Genomic DNA, 15,407 nt, shown 5'->3' with positions numbered 1-15,407 from the left:
CAAACGCCTAGGAACAAAACCCGGGGCACTTCATGGTCTACGCCTTCGGACCCGTAGCCACTGTCGTGCTCACCAGCGCACACACAGCCTTCACCAACCCGCAAGACCCCTGGGACACCCCGGTCGGACACGCAGTATGGCTGCCACTGGAACCCGAACAGCTCAACCTCGAAGGAACCGATCTGCTCAGCTTCGCCGCAACAGACGGCACCATCCTCTTTGCAAGAACAGGAACCGACTCCGAACAGATCGGCGCACAATTCCACACCGTCTACCAGCGCCACGGCATCACACAACTGCCCCACTGACCAAACAGTCGACCCTCACACCGCAAGCTCAAACGGCAAGCCCCTTTGAGTGAGGACAAAGGGAGAGAATATGTCTGAATACGTAGAGTTCATCCCGAAAGCCGGTGCCTGCCTTGCGACTAAGAACGTGATGAGCGGGGCTGGCGTCGTCAGGTGGATGGTCCGGGAGCCTTCACAAGCACATCGTCGAAACTCCCACCGGGCGGAAGATCCCCCTGGAAGAGCAGTACATCCCGCCGAAGTTCGGGCAGTGACCCGATGGTCAGCGCTGTGCCTGTGACCGCCTACGGCTGATCAGCACAGTTGCTGCTCCGGCCGCCAGCAGCGCCAGACCAACACCAAGCGCGGTGAGTTCCGTGCCAGTCCGCGGCATTGCCGATCCCGGACCCCCGGAAGAAGGTTTGCCCGTGTTTCCGGCAGCGGGAGCCTGCGAATCGGAACCACCTGAACCCGCGGCATCATCGTTGTCCTCAGCCTCAGCGACAGGTGACGAATCGGTGCTGTCATCAGCGGGCGCCTCGGAAGGCGCACCCGATCCGCCTGCAGTCGGTTTATCACTGGAGTCTTCTGAGGGTTCCTGGCTGGGGTCCTCAGAAGGCTGTTCGTTCGGTTCTTCTGAGGGTTCCCTGTTGGGGTCCTCAGAAGGCTGTTCGCTGGGCTCTTCCGATGGTTCCCGGCTGGGTTCGTCAGCCGGCGTTTCACCTGTGCTGATGCCCACAATGAGCGGATCGTGGTCCGAGGAGCGGAACTCATCCGGCTGGTACAGGTTGGTCACGTTGTAGTTGTGGCGGCTGTATTCCAGCGCAATTGACTCAACCGAGTTGATGTTCCACGTGGCCGCACCAGTCACAGCACCCGCCGGTGCAGCCGGGACAGCCGACCGAGCCCGTGTTGTCGTCCCCATCGCTTCTTTCGAGGCGAGCACGTGGTCCAAGCTGCCGGTCAGCCCACCGAAAAGGTAGGTGGGCGTGGCGCCGAAGTGATCGCCCACCTCGGTGTACCCGGCATCGTAGAAGACCTGCATGGGGTCTTCTTTCGTGTAGGAGTTCAGATCACCCAGAATGAACACGCGCTTGGTGCCCATGGACTTCTTCTGTTCCTCCGCAAAAGCATCAACGGCCTTAGCCTGCGCCACGCGGTCAGCATTCGAGTTGCCCTGACCATCACCGGTGTCCTCATTGCCCGGACCCTTGCCGGACCCCTTGGACTTGAAGTGGTTCATAACCGCAATGAACTCTGAAGCCTCCGGATTATCGACGCCGACGGCCTGGAACTTCTGCGCCAGGGGAGCGCGAGCGTTGTGGAACGCCGGACTGTCCAGGATTGCCGAATCGCCGACGGGCTTGGCTTCGGCCCTCTGATAGATGAAAGCAGTGCGGATGACATCGTCACCGGTCTCAGGAATCGTCTGCGGGGAGGGGACAAACGCCCAACGGTCCTCGCCTGCCGCGGCATTCAGCGCCTTGACCAGCTGCGACAGCGCCCAGTCGCGCTCCTTGCCGAACTTGTCGGAGCTTTCAACCTCTTCCAGCGCAACCACAGATGCATCGAGTTTGTTTATCGCAGCGACGATCTTCGTCTGCTGGCGTTCAAAATTCTCCTGGTTGTAAGCACCCCGCGGCTTGCAGCGGTTGGCGCCGACGGGGTTGCCTTCACGGTCGGTGTATGCCCGGCAGCCGGGTTCTGTGTCGCCGGTCGTGGGGAAGTAGTTGAGCACGTTGAAGCTTGCCAGCGTCATGTCACCGCTGACATCGGGAACACCTGTACGGGTGTTTTCAAACGAGGCGGGGGTCAGTTCATCGTTGTCCGGCAGGAACCCCGTGGGCTGCAGGCGGTACTTGTCGTGGCTGTAGCCGACCACGGTGGGCTTGGTGAATGTGACTTTCGCACCAACCCGAACCGGTTTGTCGTTGCTCAGGTACGGCAGCGGAGTGTCTTTGGCGGTCTTGAAGAAGTCCGCGGTGCCGCCGTCATCAAGGGTGTAGGCCTTCCGCTTGTTCTCAGCATCGATCCGCTGAGCTTCTTCTGAGCCGGGCCGTGCCACATCCGTGGGCTGGCGCAGAGTGTCAGTTCCGTTGGCCAGGCCGATTTCACCGTAGACGTTAGTGGAGTAGTTGTCCGTCACCGTGATGTCGCCGCTGGGCTGTACGAGCATGCCCTCAAGGGCTTCGCGTTCGGCAGGGTCTTCGGGGAATGCGCCTTCGTACGGCTTCGGAGCAGCAGCCGCAGCATCGAGCTTCTTCAGTCCCTTGTCGTCGACAGTGATCTGCGTCTGTCCGTAGTACTCGCTGACGCTGCCGGTCACTTCGACGTTGTCGCCGGTCTTGACCTGGCCCACGGTGTCTTTTGAATAGACGAAGACGCCGTGTGAGCCCTTTGCGAAGTCGTGGTTGTCGCCGCCGGTGCCCTCGGTCTGAATGTAATAGCCGCCCAGCCCGCCGGTCGGGTACGCAGCTGTGACGACACCGGTCGTGGTGACGGTCTTGCCCGCATACGGGCTCTTCTCACCATTGCCCTGGATGGTGTTGATCGGCAGGAGGTTGGCCGGATTCTCCGGGTCCGAGGGGTCTGTTGGGTCGGGCGAACTGGTTTCAGTCGGTTCGGGGCTGTCTGGTGAATCGCACGTGCTGGAATCGGGAGCAGACCCCGGGGTGGGGGTGCCGGATTCCCACGATGAGCACTTCAGCTGAATCGACTGGTCCCTGCCGGATGCCTTTGCTCCTGTTGGTTCTGCCTGCTGGCCGCGCACCGCCGCCGGCAGTTTGCTGCTCTTGGAAGCCGTGACGCCCGTGCCGCCGACAACACCGCCGATCTGCTTGAAGTCAATCAGCTTGCCTTCGGCGCTGACCACGAAAACAGAAGCGCCATAAGCGCCATCGGCTGCTGCGCCAGTGTTGACGGAGTTCGTCAGCGGCAGTTCGACAACATGAACGCCAGACTCACCGACAACAGTGCCCTTCGGCAGGGTGACAATCGATTCGTCGCTGTTGAGCGCCCCACCTCGGGTGACCGAGCCGACTGTCCAACCGGACAAGTCGGTGCCAGCCGGGGCGGCGATCTCAACGAAGTCGGCATCGTTCGACGGGTAGGAGATTTCCGAGATGTGAGCATCGGTCGGTGCGGCCGAAACGGGCACTGCGGAACCGCAGGCGAGTCCGACGGCAGCGGCGCCGGCGAGCAGAGCTTGACGCTTCATGTGAGTCCTAACAAGCGGCGTGGGCGCACAGGGATGCGCACTGTCCAGATCAGACTAGAGCGCGCGAAGCTCAAACAGGCAACGACAAGGTGAACTCTGCCAAGGAAAGCAGATGAGACCTGCGTCACTTTTCGTAGACTGTCGCCATGAAGCGCGGCAGAAAGGAAAGCTATGGCACTCGCGGAGAACTTTGAACAAGCTCAGACCGGTGACGTTCTGTGGACACCCTCACCAGAGCGGGTCGCAGCATCGAAAATGCGGGAATTTCAGGAGTGGCTGGCTGAGACACGAGGCGTGCCGGTAGGAGACTTCGCTTCGCTGCACGCCTGGTCGGTTGAAAATCTGGGCGACTTCTGGGATGCGGTGTGGGAATTCTTCGACGTCATAGGCGATCGCGCAGACAGCCCCGCCGTTGTGGGATCTATGCCGCATGCGCGCTGGTATGCGGGAGCACAGATCAACTACGCCGAAAACATGCTGCGCTGGGCTGACCACATGCCGGATGACGAAGCACTCATCGGCCTGGACGAGGATCTGGACAGGCGTGCCTTGAGTTGGGCGGAGCTTGCGGGGCAGGTGGGCGCGCTTGCTCAGTGGCTGCGCTCATCCGGGGTGGGTGAAGGCGACGTTGTCTGTGCCGTGCTCCCGAACATTCCCCAAGCTGTCGTCGGCCTGTTGGCCAGCGCATCCGTTGGCGCGATCTGGTCGGTTGTCGGTGCTGAGTTCGGTTCGGCGGGAGTGTTGGACCGGTTCGTTCAGCTTGAGCCTAAGGTTCTGCTGACCGCGGACGGCTACAGGTTCAACGGCAAGCAGATTGATCTGCGCCCATCCGCCGCTTCGCTCCTGGAGCAGATGCCCAGTGTTCAGACCCACGTGCTGGTCGACAATCTTGGTGATCGGCTTCCCGCTGCTGATCCGGTCGACCTGAGAGTGCCAAGCGTCGTCTTCTCCGACATCGTCGCCGCGCCGCAGAAACCGGAGTTCACCCGGGTGGAGTTCTCGCACCCGCTGTGGGTTGTCTTTTCGTCTGGCACAACCGGCAAGCCGAAGGGCATTGTGCACGGCCACGGGGGCATTGTCCTGGAGGCGGCAAAAACTGTTCTGCACAGCGAACTCAAGCCGGGGCTCTTGGCCTACACGGCGGTTTCGCCCACGTGGATCATGTGGAACATACTGGTCAATTCCCTCGGTGCGGGTGTGGGCATCGTCGTCTATGACGGTTCCCCCGTGGCAGGTTCGGCCTCCCGCCATTTCGAGATCGTCAGCCGCGAGAAAGCCAACCATTTCGCCACCGGTGCAGCGATCCTTCAGATGATGGAGAAAGCCGGGGCCAAGCCAAGGGCCGAGTACGATCTGTCGTCGCTTCGAACAATCCTCTCGACGGGTTCGCCGCTGCCCGGTTCAACGTGGAAGTGGACGTACGAGTTCGTGGCACCGAACATTCGCGTGGGTTCAGATTCTGGTGGAACTGATATCTGCACCGCCTTCATCGGATCGAACCCGCTGAACCCGGTGGTGCTGGGCCAGCTGCAGGGACCGTACCTGGGTGTCGCAGCCGATGCCTTTGACGCGCACGGCAATTCGGTTGTAGACGAACTGGCTGAGTTCGTGGTGACCAAGCCGATGCCGTCGATGCCGGTGAAGTTCTGGAACGACCCCGACGGCAGCCGGTACAGAGATGCGTATTTCGATGTGTACCCCGGCGTATGGCGTCACGGCGACTGGGTGACGCGCTCGGCTGACGACCGCTGGGTGATCCACGGGCGTTCGGATTCGACCATCAACCGAGGCGGCATCCGCATGGGCTCTTCGGACATCACCAACGCGGTCAACCGGGTCGAGGGCGTGCAGGCGTCCATGGTGATCGGCGCTGAACTGGGCGATGGCGATTACTATCTTCCGCTGTTTGTTGTCACCGTTCCGGGTGTGGAGCTCGATGAGCAGCTGCGCTCCCAGATTGTGCAGACGATCCGCTCCGAGGTGTCTCCGAGGCACGTGCCCGACGAAATCATTGCCGCACCGGGTGTTCCCATGACACGCACCGGCAAACTTCTCGAGGTGCCGCTGAAGAAGGTCTTCCAGGGACAGTCGCCGGATGTTGTCAATCGCTCAACTGCTGCCGACAGCGAGATCCTCGACTGGTATCTCAACTTTGCCAGCCGCTTTGCCGAGGGGGCGGCTGACCAGGAAACAGACAGCAAGGGCTGATGTTCGACACTTGAGGTTCGGCTCTTGAGATTTGGTACTGACATTAGGCCCCGGGGGGGGACAGCTGATGCTGTCCACCCCTCGTGCTGTTCACCCAAGACTGCGGTGCGTCCGGGTTGAACGCGCTGAGCAGTCAGCCTCGTTTTCGGGTGAAGCCCAGCGCTGCCGCGCCGATTCCCAGCAGGACCAGTCCCATTCCGGCACCAACCCGCCAGTCCGCACCAGTGCGGGGGAGCGCTTCAGTTTGCTTCGGCTGCTGTGGTGTGGGCGTTCCCTCGCCTCCGGCTTCCGGTGTGGACTCAGGTATAGGTTCCGGCGTTGGCTGCTGCGGTGGGACCGATGGAGTTTCCGCAGGCGTCGGAGTTTCTTCCGGTGCTGGTAAGTCAGACGGTGTCGGCTCTCCTGACGGCGTGGGCTTTTCCGGCGGGGCAGTCGGGTCCTGCGGTTGTTCCCAATAGACGGTTTCTTCCGGGATGCCCCAGTCGGATACCCAACCGTCTGACTTTTCGCTTTCACGGATTTCGACGGTCCACGTGGTCCAGCCTGGTCGGCTTGTCATCGGTTCGGTTGTCAGCTGAGCCCTTCCGTCGCCGTCGATGCGCGCGGTGAGCTCCTGTTCGCCGACCAGCGTTCCCTGCGCTTCGGCCTTCTGGACGGGTTCAGATTTCGAATGATAGGCCCGCGCGATCACCGACAGCGTCGAGTTCGGCGGTGCCCCGCTGATGGTGATCGTGTCAGTCGTGCTTCCATCGGCAGCGATGTCAGCCCTGGTTTTGGCTTGTGGTGCAAACGGCAGCTGCGTGTTGGCCGTTGCCTTGGCAGTGACTTCTGCGGGAGCACCGGTTGTTACGTTCTGAACTCGCTTGCCGTCAGTGGGTGTGTAGACCAGAACATCGGTGCTCGGCAGTCCTGAAGCCGTGGCTTCGATCGAGACCACAGCCCCGGGTGCTGCTGGGACTGACACTTCTGTGCCTGACCGGACCTGCTTGCGCAGGCTTGTGGCCGCGCCGGTCACGACAACATCGACGGGCCAGTCCAGCTGTTTGCCCGCGGCCGAGGCGAGAACCGGGGTTGTGAACACCTTTCCGTCGCGGTGTTCAGGTTCCAGGGTCAGTGTGTACGGGCCAGCGTAGTCTGCAGCGTCTTTGCGCATCTGGGTGAACATGTCCGCCGCCTTCGCGAACTTCTTGCCGAGCTCTTTAGGCGCGCGGACCTTCATGCTGTGTCGGTGGGGCAGTGCTGTGTCGAGCTTTACGATTGCCGATAGGGCGGCCTGCCTGCTGCTGTTCTTCGACTCAGCGTATTCGGCAAGCAGCCATGCCGTCTGCGGAGTTCGCACCGATGTCGGCTCAGCGCCCTTGAAGTGGTGTGGCCGCGGGGACGGCAGTCCCGCATCCAGACAGTAGGAGGGCTTTCCGTCGATAGTGAGGTAGGCGCCGTAGAAGGTTCTGTGCGCCCCCTCTTTGTGCCACAGCCCCGGGCCGTGGAAGTCATCGTTCGCGGCCGCCGGCCCCATGAGCGCGAGCGCCATTATGGCGCTGAGAATAATGAGTGCGCTTGTCTTCAGCGCTGTCAATAGTCTGTTCATAGCCCCCATCAGACAGGCGGTGCTGGCATGATCTCTACGGTCGGCAAAGGCTGTGGAAAGCGACGGCTTCTTCCACAGGCGTGAGCGCACAAGTCGCCGGGATGTTTTAACCCGCTTGTGTCCCTGACCCTGGGAATCAGCACGGTGTGCACAGGAGTAGAGTTTGAGTCGACTATCTATCGAACAGCTGAACGGGGATGCTGACTTTGAGTATCAAGGAAAACGCTGACGTCGTCCTGATCGGCGGGGGCATCATGAGCGCGACGCTCGGCACCCTGCTGCACGAACTTCAGCCCGACTGGACAATCCGCGTCTACGAGCGCATTGACTACGTTGCTCGCGAAAGCTCTGACGCCTGGAACAACGCGGGCACCGGCCACTCCGCCCTGTGTGAGCTCAACTATTCGCCGGCTGACAAGAACGGCAGCATTGACATCACGAAGGCCGTCAACATCAACGAACAGTTCCAGGTCTCACGCCAGTTCTGGAGCTACCTTGTCGACGAAGGCATTGTCGGTGAGCCCAGCACCTTCATCAACCAGGTTCCGCACGTGTCCTACGGCCGCGGTGAGTCCGGCCGCGACTACATTCGCGCTCGCCGCGAAGCCATGGTCAAAAATCCCCTGTTCAAGGACATGGAGTTCACCGACGACCCGGCCACGCAGGCTGAATGGCTGCCCCTCATGTTCGAAAACCGCGGTCCGGGACAGATCAACGGCCTGTCGCGCGTGACCAGCGGAACTGACGTGGACTTCGGTTCGCTCACCCGCCAGCTGCTGGCAAATCTCGCCGACAACGGCGTTGAGGTTCGCACTGGCCACGAAGTCACCGACCTCAACCGCGGCGGAAACGGCTGGCGGGTGTCGGTGAAGAACACGGCAGCGGCCGAATCGTTCGACGTCGATGCCAAGTTCGTGTTCATCGGCGCGGGCGGCCACGCGCTTCCGCTGCTGCAGAAAACCGGGATCCCAGAGGCCAACGGCTACGGCGGTTTCCCCATCTCCGGTCTGTTCCTGCGCAGCTCGAACCCCGAACTGGTGGCCCGCCACCACGCCAAGGTGTATGGCCAGGCAGCAACCGGTGCCCCGCCCATGTCGGTTCCGCACCTGGACACCCGTGTGATCTCCGGCAAGGAATACCTGATGTTCGGCCCCTACGCCGGATTCTCACCGAAGTTCCTCAAGACCGGTTCGTTCCTCGACCTGCCGTTCTCGGTTCGGGCAGGCAACCTCCCGGTCATGCTCAACGTGGCCAAGGACAACTTCGACCTCGTGACCTACCTCATGAGCCAGTTGGCGTCCACGAAAAAGGACCGCTTCGAAGCTCTCGGCGAATTCACCCCGGAAGTCGACCCGAGCCAGTGGGAACTGATCCACGCCGGCCAGCGCGTTCAGGTCATGAAGAAGGACGCCCAGGGCAAGGGCATGCTCGGCTTCGGCACGGAGACCGTTTCCTCGGCAGACGGTTCGGTCGCCGCACTGCTGGGTGCTTCGCCCGGAGCATCGACCGCCCCGTCAATCATGATCAAACTGTTCGAACGCTGCTTCCCACGCCAGTTCGAAGGCTGGAAGCCCAAGCTTGAGAAGATGGTTCCGTCCTTCGGCCGCAAGCTGCACGAAGACGAAACCCTGCTGGACGAACTCTCCGAGTACACCAACCGGACTCTGCAGATCGCGGTCGACTGACTCACGACAGCCTGAAGCCCGCGCAGTCCGAAGCCCTGCACGCCGAAGCCCCCGCGGAAAAAGCGGGGGCTTCAGCATCTACCAGCAGCTGTCGTCACGGTTTCACAGCGTAGGACGTCCGCTGTGACATCGGGGTGTGGAATTATGTATGCGAAACGCTCGGCAAGACCATACGAACGGCGACTATGACGCAGCACTACAACAGCAACTACGGCCAGCACTACCCGCACGGCGGTCCTGTCCGCCCCACGTGGTACGCCCGTCCCGCGGGGCCCGTCAGGCAGGCACCATCGGGGCAGTTGGCCGGTGCGTCCGGGATTGCCTACCCGACGGTTTCGCGCCCGGACGGCTCAACCGGAGAGCTGGTCCGCATTATTCTGGGGTCACTCGCCGTAGGGCTGTTGGGCTTCGGACTTCTGATCATCATTCTGCTGCAGTCGCTGACCTTCAACGGCCTGGGCGTCCTCATAGTCCTGCTGTCGCTGGTGCCCATGGCGTTCATCTTCCTGGTTGTTCTGTGGTTCAATCGCTGGAAGAGGCGAAATCCTGTCTGGCTGGTGCTGCCTCTGCTGTGGGGAGCTGTCATGGCGATCCTCTTCACCCTCGTGGTGCAGCTGGTGGGATTCTCGGTTTCATCTGTGCTCATCGGCTTTGACAACTCCATGGGTCTGTACGAGCTTCTGTATCCAGTCCTGGGCGCTCCGCCCATCGAAGAGGGTGCCAAGGGCATTTTCCTCGCGGTTTTCGCCATTGCGGCACGCCGTCATTTCACCGGCCCGCTTGACGGCTTCATCTACGGTTCGCTCGTCGGAGCGGGCTTCGCCTTCACCGAAAACCTGCAGTATCTTTCGGCTTCCTTTGACGAAGGACAGTTCGCCGGTCTGGCCATCACCTTTGTCCTGCGCGGAATTGTGTCCCCGCTCAGCCATTCGCTCTTCACCGCCGTGGCAGGTATTGCCATCGGCTTCGCGGCCTCCCGCTGGAAGTGGTGGGCCGCCGTTCTGGCATGGCCGCTGGGCTGGTCCGTGGGAACCTTCCTGCATGCCCTCTGGAACTTCATGGCCGGGATCGTCTCCGGGCTGGGAGTCTTCGCGCTGCTCGTCATTGTTGCGCTGGCGCTGGTCAACACCGTCATCTGGTACAGCCTGGCCTTCGTTCTGCGCTGGCTCGAAGTGCGCAAAGACCGCGCGATGCTCGACGAATACCGGGCGGCGGGATGGTTGACACCTGCTGAAGTCGACACCTTCGGGTCGTGGCGAGGGCGCAGACAGGCCAAACGCTGGGCCGCCGGATACCCCGGTGCGTCAGCCACTTTCAAGAAGATGGTCCGCACCACGATCGACCTGGCAAATGCCCGCCAGCGCATCAATGTCCACGCAGGCGGTCAGGTGGAACGAGAACGCGAAATGAAGCTTCTCACCGCCTTCACCACGCAGCGCACACAGCTGATCAACAGCATGAACAGCGTGCGCAGCTACCAGCCTCACTACCACGGTGGATTCAGATGATTGACCTAGTGCTGGCGATCATTGCGCTGTCGTCAATGGCAACGGGGTGGATCCGCGGTCTCAGCCCCACCGTCGGTGCGCTGCTCGGGTTCACGGCCGGACTGCTCGCCGGTCGAGGTGCACTCGCCGGACTCAAAGCAGTCGACGCTGCCGAACTCGTCGAAGCGATCGGCCCGACAGGCGTTTTCGCCGTACCCTTTGTGCTGGGTCTGATCGGCGCGACCATCGGAGCTTCGCTGGGTCGGGGGCTGCGAGAGCGAATGCGCTCGGTTTCGGGCAAACTCGTTGACTCCATTGGCGGTGCCATCAGCGGCCTTGTTATCTTCTGCCTGCTGGTGTGGGTCACCGCAGGGTGGGTGCGCACCACTTCACTCATCGAACCAAACCAGTGGGCTGCAGAGTCGAACATTGTGCGAGCACTTGACCGAGCGGCACCCGTGCCGTCTTCGCAGGCGCTCGGTGCTTTGGGCGACGCCCTTCGCTTCAACGGGTTTCCCGATGTCTTCAGCGGGCAGAAAGAGCAGATTCGCGAAGTCGGGCCGCCGAACCCGGAAATGGTGGAAGTCGGCAAAGAAGCTTCCGAATCGGTTGTGAAGGTCAACGCTCAAGCACCGGCGTGCAATTCGGCCTCAGAAGGCACCGGTTGGGTGTATGCCGACCACTATGTGGCCACCAACGCGCACGTTGTCGCCGCGGCGCAGCAGATATCAGTGCAGGTCACCGGTAAGGGGCAGGCTCTTCCCGCGCAGGTCGTGGGCTTCAACCCCAAGACAGACGTCGCTGTTCTCTACGTGCCCAGTCTCAAAACCCCGGCTATGCAGCGCGGGAAAGATCTTGAGGTAGGGGCTGACTCCGTAGTCGTCGGCTTCCCGGAACACGGCCCGTACACGATTTCACCTTCGAGGGTCCGCGAAAGGATCACTGCTGAAGGCAAAGACATCTACGGGCAGAACAAAGCCGTCCGCCAGGTGTATTCGCTGCGCGCGGATGTCCGCCCGGGCAATTCCGGAGGTCCGCTTATCGCTGCCGACGGTCGAGTGTCGGGAATGGTCTTCGCGAAATCGCAGAATGACGATTCCACCGGCTATGCGCTCACGCTCAAGGAGATCATGCCGACGCTCAAGGCGGCAGAGGGCACGCGCGGGCTTGTGCCCACGGGCAAGTGCACCGCCAAGAACTGACGTGCCAGCCGCTACTTGGTCAAGTTCAGCCCTGCGATGACGGCACGGTGGTCGGAGGTTCCGCGGTCCATGACGGTGTCGTAGACCGGATCGAGCCCACGGACCATGATGTGATCCAGCCGCACCGCGGGGAACCTTGCCGGCCACGTGAAGCCGAAGCCGCCGCCGACGGCCTTGCGGCTGTCAAGCAGCTGATCGTCGAGGTCTTTGAAATAGCGGTCAGTCTGCACCGCGTTGAAGTCGCCAGCCACAATCAGGTGTTCGGAGTCTTCCTGCTTAACGGCGGACGAAAGTTTCTGCAGCGCAGAATTGCGCAGAGTTTCCACCCCGGGACGCACCGACGGAACGTGCACCGCGTAGAGCGTGACATCGCCATGATCGCTTTGCACCGTGGTTTCGAAAGCCCGCGGCCACTGCAGACCAAGGTCGATGTTCCGCTTCTTCGACAGCGGCCAGCGCGACCACACGCCGACCGTGTCGGCAACCTGGGTGTACTCGAACGACTTGTCGAGTTCCTTTTTGATGATCTTGCCCGACAGGGATTCGATCTCTTGGACGACAACGACATCCGGATTCTGGTCGATGATGGAGCGCGCCGTGGCAGTCGGCTGCGGCAGACGCGCACCGACATTGTGCGTGGCGACAATAAGGTCCGCATTGCGGTCATCTGAAGCCGGTTTGAGATAGGGGCCGAACATCACGCCCCACACCAGAGCTGGAATGAGAACGCCGATGATCGACAGCGGCGACAAGCGGATGAACGCGAAAAGCAGAAGCAGAACAAGCAGCACCCACGTCCAGGGCAGCGTCGATTCGACAACGAGGGCAATGCCGTTGGTAGTCGGAATCAGTTCGTGGATGAGCAGAAGCGCGGCCAACAGCGCGCCGAGGAGGGCTACGATAACGCCCTTGGCTGGGTTCTTCGTGCGAGACATCAGGGCTTCAGTCTACGAGTCCAACCTGACCGCTTTCTGGGGCGTCCCTCAGCGCACGCCTATATCCGCTGGACGGGGCTGCTCCTCTATCCACCGGATCGCGGGCCCACACCGATTGCGTCAGCGCAGCGCCAGCGGATCAGCGCAGAGCTGATGCTCTCCAGACTTCGACATCAGGGTGCGTATCGAAGCGGTATCCCTGGCCGCGGATGGTGCGCACAACAGAAGAGTAGGCACCCAAGCGCTTGCGGAGCCTGCGCACGTGGACATCGACAGTGCGTTCGTCAGGGCGGTCAGCGTCATCGCCCCACACTTTGTCCACAAGCTCGGTGCGCGACAGGGTGCGGCCTTCGCTGCTGACGAGCGTTGCCAGAAGGTCGAACTCTTTGACCGTCACGGTTTCCAGCCTGCCGTCGATGTGCACTTCGCGCCGCGGAAGGTCGACCTTGAGGCCAGGTGTGGGCTTCTGGACTTCGGCGGGCTGGGGCGGCTGAATTCGGCTGGGAATGCGGGAGCGGACGGGACCGTGCGTGCGGGCGGCAGCACCGCGGGCGGCGGGGGACCCGGTCGCAACTGCGCGCACTGCTTCGAGGTCGCGTTCGGGGCCGGAAGGCGCCAGTGCGATGATCGCCTGGGTTTCTGACGACGGGGCGAGTTCCTGCGTGTAGTCCCGCAGCGACTCGGCGATTTCCGTGAGGTTGGTGCCGGAGGCGGCAGCCTCTTCTTCGCTCAGACCTATGTAGAGGATGATTCCGCGGGCTGAACCAGGCTGAGCCTGCACTCCGGCGGGGCCGTATGTGCGAGGGGCGGACTGCGGGTCTACCGGGGTCAATCGGGCTCCTCGCCTGCGGGTTGCTGCTGCGCTGCGGGGGTGGATGTTCTGGGGTGCAGATGCGGGCTGCGCCATGGTTTTCTCTTCTCTTAGCGATGGGACTGTGTGGATGCTGCTGAAGAACTCGTTCGCGACCGTGTCAGCACGTGAGGTCGCGAACGCAGAGCATCGGCATTCGCTGCAGGAAGAACATGACGTCATTATTTGTCACGGCTTGACTGAAAACCAAGCCGAAATCAGCTTTTGGGACGTTTGTGACGACATATGACGCAACAAAAGGTGTTTTTGTGACTCGATAAGCGGTTTTGCCCGTATTCAGGGGAGTCAAGATGACAGAAGAAGAACAGCACGAGGTGCCAGGCGCCTCGTGCTGTTGAGCTGCAGTCCCGCGGGACTCAGGTGAGTGGTCAGGCTGTTCCGTACATGCGGTCGCCGGCATCGCCAAGGCCGGGAACGATGTAGTTGTTTTCGTCGAGCCCTTCATCGAGAGCCGCAGTGAACACATCGATGTCAGCCCGTGTTCCGAAGCGCTGCGTGATGTAGTCGACGCCCTCCGGGGCGGCCACAAGGCAGACGGCAGAGATGTGCGAAACACCGCGCTCCAGCAGGAAATCAATGGCCATTTCCAGAGTGTGGCCGGTGGCCAACATGGGGTCGATGACGAACACCTGGCGGTCTTCGAGGTCGACCGGCAGGCGCTGAGCGTAGGCCTCGACTTCGAGGGTGTCGTCATCGCGGACCATGCCGAGGAAGCCGACTTCGGCGGTCGGCAGCATGCGGGTCATGCCTTCGAGCATGCCGAGGCCGGCGCGCAGGATAGGCACTACCAGCGGGCGCGGCTGGGCGATCTGGATGCCGGTGGTTGCACACACCGGGGTGTTGATCTGCTTGAGCTGCACGCGAACATTGCGCGTGGCCTCGTAGGCAAGCAGTGTGACGAGTTCGTCGGTCAGCTGGCGGAAGCGAGCTGAGTCAGTGCGCTCGTCACGCAGAACGGTGAGCTTGTGGGCAATGAGCGGGTGGTCCGCCACGTGGAGCTTCATGGTTTAAGCCTAGCGCCGACCGCGGCTGCAGTCCTGCTTTGTGTGCGCGGTGCGGGCAGAGACAATAGACGCATGACTTCAATGTGTGCGCCCAAAGCCCACGGGGGCGGTGGTAGTGCTCCTGAGCGCGGGCCTGACTGCGGTAGTGCAGCCATTGGCGCCGCCGGCGGAAAAGCAGTGGGCTGACATGGTGCTGGCAGTCCGCGAACAGCACGCGGAATGGATGGGTGTAGCGCTTGAGCAGGCGCACCAGTGCCCCGAATCCGATGTGCCGATCGGCGCTGTTGTCATTGTCGACGGGAAAGTGGTCGGAGCTGCCTGCAACCGGCGCGAAGCCGATGCCGATCCGACCGCCCACGCCGAAATCCTCGCTCTGCGCCAAGCCGGGCAGACTCTGGGCACGTGGCGGCTGGACGGGGCGGTCCTCGTCGTCACGGTTGAACCGTGTGCCATGTGCGCCGGAGCGGCAATGAACGCCCGCGTAGGCACGATCGTCTTCGGTGTGCACGAACCCAAAACCGGCGCGGTGGGATCCGTGTGGGACCTCCCGCGGGACCGCGCGGCTCACCCGATTCCCCAGGTGTATCCCGGTGTGCGGGCCGATGAATGTCGGGCTGTGCTGGATGATTTTTTCGCTGATCTGCGGCTGCGCGACAGACCGGAGTGACCAGAATGACAGTACTTCGGTTTGTGCCGTGGCGGCTGAGGCCGTAGAGTTATCCGCGGTAGCGTGTCCGAGCGGCCGAAGGTGCAACACTCGAAATGTTGTGTAGGGCAACCCCCTACCGTGGGTTCAAATCCCACCGCTACCGCCAGATGAAGCTCCGGGGTTCTTGCCTCGGAGCTTTTTCATGTTCTGAGGACGCAGGCATGTTCCCGAGGCACAGCGGGGGTTAAGTAAAGAAAAGTGTGTCTTTTCCGGG

At 61.9% G+C, this 15,407-nt stretch carries 11 protein-coding genes and 1 tRNA gene; 7 read left to right on the top strand and 5 right to left on the bottom strand.

Features of this window, described 5'->3' with window-relative positions:
* The first annotated feature begins 32 nt into the window (after window positions 1-32).
* Window positions 33-308: a hypothetical protein gene (locus tag HMPREF2757_RS03775; RefSeq protein ID WP_070573533.1), complete on the top strand. Its 276-nt coding sequence runs from the start codon at window positions 33-35 to the stop codon at window positions 306-308.
* Between the two features lie 262 nt (window positions 309-570).
* Here the strand turns inward: HMPREF2757_RS03775 and HMPREF2757_RS03770 are convergent, their stop codons facing one another.
* Window positions 571-3,504 carry an ExeM/NucH family extracellular endonuclease gene (locus HMPREF2757_RS03770; RefSeq protein WP_070573531.1) on the bottom strand — a complete coding sequence of 978 codons (2,934 nt, stop codon included), beginning with the start codon at window positions 3,502-3,504 and terminating at the stop codon, window positions 571-573.
* A 171-nt stretch (window positions 3,505-3,675) separates the two neighbouring features.
* Between HMPREF2757_RS03770 and HMPREF2757_RS03765 the strand changes: the two genes are divergently transcribed.
* On the top strand, window positions 3,676-5,712 hold the full coding sequence (locus tag HMPREF2757_RS03765) for an acetoacetate--CoA ligase (protein ID WP_070573529.1): 2,037 nt from the start codon (window positions 3,676-3,678) through the stop codon (window positions 5,710-5,712).
* Window positions 5,713-5,845: 133 nt separating this feature from the next.
* Here HMPREF2757_RS03765 and HMPREF2757_RS03760 read toward each other — a convergent pair whose 3' ends face one another.
* The gene (locus HMPREF2757_RS03760) at window positions 5,846-7,300 is read right to left on the bottom strand and encodes a hypothetical protein (RefSeq protein ID WP_141750159.1); all 1,455 of its coding nucleotides are present in this window, start codon (window positions 7,298-7,300) and stop codon (window positions 5,846-5,848) included.
* Window positions 7,301-7,497: 197 nt separating this feature from the next.
* Here HMPREF2757_RS03760 and HMPREF2757_RS03755 point away from each other — a divergent pair, with 197 nt between their 5' ends.
* From HMPREF2757_RS03755 to HMPREF2757_RS03745, 3 genes are all read left to right on the top strand, one after another.
* Window positions 7,498-8,985 carry a malate:quinone oxidoreductase gene (locus HMPREF2757_RS03755; RefSeq protein ID WP_070573525.1) on the top strand — a complete coding sequence of 496 codons (1,488 nt, stop codon included), beginning with the start codon at window positions 7,498-7,500 and terminating at the stop codon, window positions 8,983-8,985.
* 185 nt (window positions 8,986-9,170) lie between these two features.
* Window positions 9,171-10,493: a PrsW family intramembrane metalloprotease gene (locus HMPREF2757_RS03750; RefSeq protein WP_070573523.1), complete on the top strand. Its 1,323-nt coding sequence runs from the start codon at window positions 9,171-9,173 to the stop codon at window positions 10,491-10,493.
* The gene (locus HMPREF2757_RS03745) at window positions 10,490-11,674 is read left to right on the top strand and encodes a MarP family serine protease (RefSeq protein ID WP_083304084.1); all 1,185 of its coding nucleotides are present in this window, start codon (window positions 10,490-10,492) and stop codon (window positions 11,672-11,674) included. The genes HMPREF2757_RS03750 and HMPREF2757_RS03745 overlap by 4 nt, the downstream gene beginning before the upstream one ends.
* Window positions 11,675-11,685: 11 nt before the next feature.
* Here HMPREF2757_RS03745 and HMPREF2757_RS03740 read toward each other — a convergent pair whose 3' ends face one another.
* The 3 genes from HMPREF2757_RS03740 to upp all read right to left on the bottom strand — a co-directional run bounded on the left by HMPREF2757_RS03740 (window position 11,686) and on the right by upp (window position 14,484).
* A complete protein-coding gene (locus HMPREF2757_RS03740) occupies window positions 11,686-12,609 on the bottom strand; it encodes an endonuclease/exonuclease/phosphatase family protein (protein ID WP_070573521.1) in 924 nt (307 codons plus the stop codon).
* A gap of 139 nt (window positions 12,610-12,748) precedes the next feature.
* Complete coding sequence (locus HMPREF2757_RS03735) at window positions 12,749-13,441, bottom strand: winged helix-turn-helix domain-containing protein (protein ID WP_226829381.1); 693 nt, start codon at window positions 13,439-13,441, stop codon at window positions 12,749-12,751.
* Between the two features lie 407 nt (window positions 13,442-13,848).
* Window positions 13,849-14,484: a uracil phosphoribosyltransferase gene (gene upp / locus HMPREF2757_RS03725; protein WP_070573515.1), complete on the bottom strand. Its 636-nt coding sequence runs from the start codon at window positions 14,482-14,484 to the stop codon at window positions 13,849-13,851.
* A gap of 85 nt (window positions 14,485-14,569) precedes the next feature.
* Between upp and HMPREF2757_RS03720 the strand changes: the two genes are divergently transcribed.
* The gene (locus HMPREF2757_RS03720) at window positions 14,570-15,151 is read left to right on the top strand and encodes a nucleoside deaminase (protein WP_370919379.1); all 582 of its coding nucleotides are present in this window, start codon (window positions 14,570-14,572) and stop codon (window positions 15,149-15,151) included.
* 57 nt (window positions 15,152-15,208) lie between these two features.
* Window positions 15,209-15,299, top strand: a tRNA-Ser gene (locus tag HMPREF2757_RS03715).
* Window positions 15,300-15,407 lie beyond the last annotated feature (108 nt).

The organism is Brevibacterium sp. HMSC063G07 (assembly GCF_001810665.1).
Classification (GTDB): domain Bacteria; phylum Actinomycetota; class Actinomycetes; order Actinomycetales; family Brevibacteriaceae; genus Brevibacterium.
This window is presented reverse-complemented; position numbering and strand designations above follow the sequence as displayed.

What these genes read in the sequence shown, in the direction of transcription:
- HMPREF2757_RS03775 (WP_070573533.1), top strand. Translation starts at nt 33, where the DNA reads ATGGTCTACGCCTTCGGACCCGTAGCCACTGTCGTGCTCACCAGCGCA.
- HMPREF2757_RS03770 (WP_070573531.1), bottom strand. Translation starts at nt 3,504, where the DNA reads ATGAAGCGTCAAGCTCTGCTCGCCGGCGCCGCTGCCGTCGGACTCGCC.
- HMPREF2757_RS03765 (WP_070573529.1), top strand. Translation starts at nt 3,676, where the DNA reads ATGGCACTCGCGGAGAACTTTGAACAAGCTCAGACCGGTGACGTTCTG.
- HMPREF2757_RS03760 (WP_141750159.1), bottom strand. Translation starts at nt 7,300, where the DNA reads ATGAACAGACTATTGACAGCGCTGAAGACAAGCGCACTCATTATTCTC.
- HMPREF2757_RS03755 (WP_070573525.1), top strand. Translation starts at nt 7,498, where the DNA reads ATGCTGACTTTGAGTATCAAGGAAAACGCTGACGTCGTCCTGATCGGC.
- HMPREF2757_RS03750 (WP_070573523.1), top strand. Translation starts at nt 9,171, where the DNA reads ATGACGCAGCACTACAACAGCAACTACGGCCAGCACTACCCGCACGGC.
- HMPREF2757_RS03745 (WP_083304084.1), top strand. Translation starts at nt 10,490, where the DNA reads ATGATTGACCTAGTGCTGGCGATCATTGCGCTGTCGTCAATGGCAACG.
- HMPREF2757_RS03740 (WP_070573521.1), bottom strand. Translation starts at nt 12,609, where the DNA reads ATGTCTCGCACGAAGAACCCAGCCAAGGGCGTTATCGTAGCCCTCCTC.
- upp (WP_070573515.1), bottom strand. Translation starts at nt 14,484, where the DNA reads ATGAAGCTCCACGTGGCGGACCACCCGCTCATTGCCCACAAGCTCACC.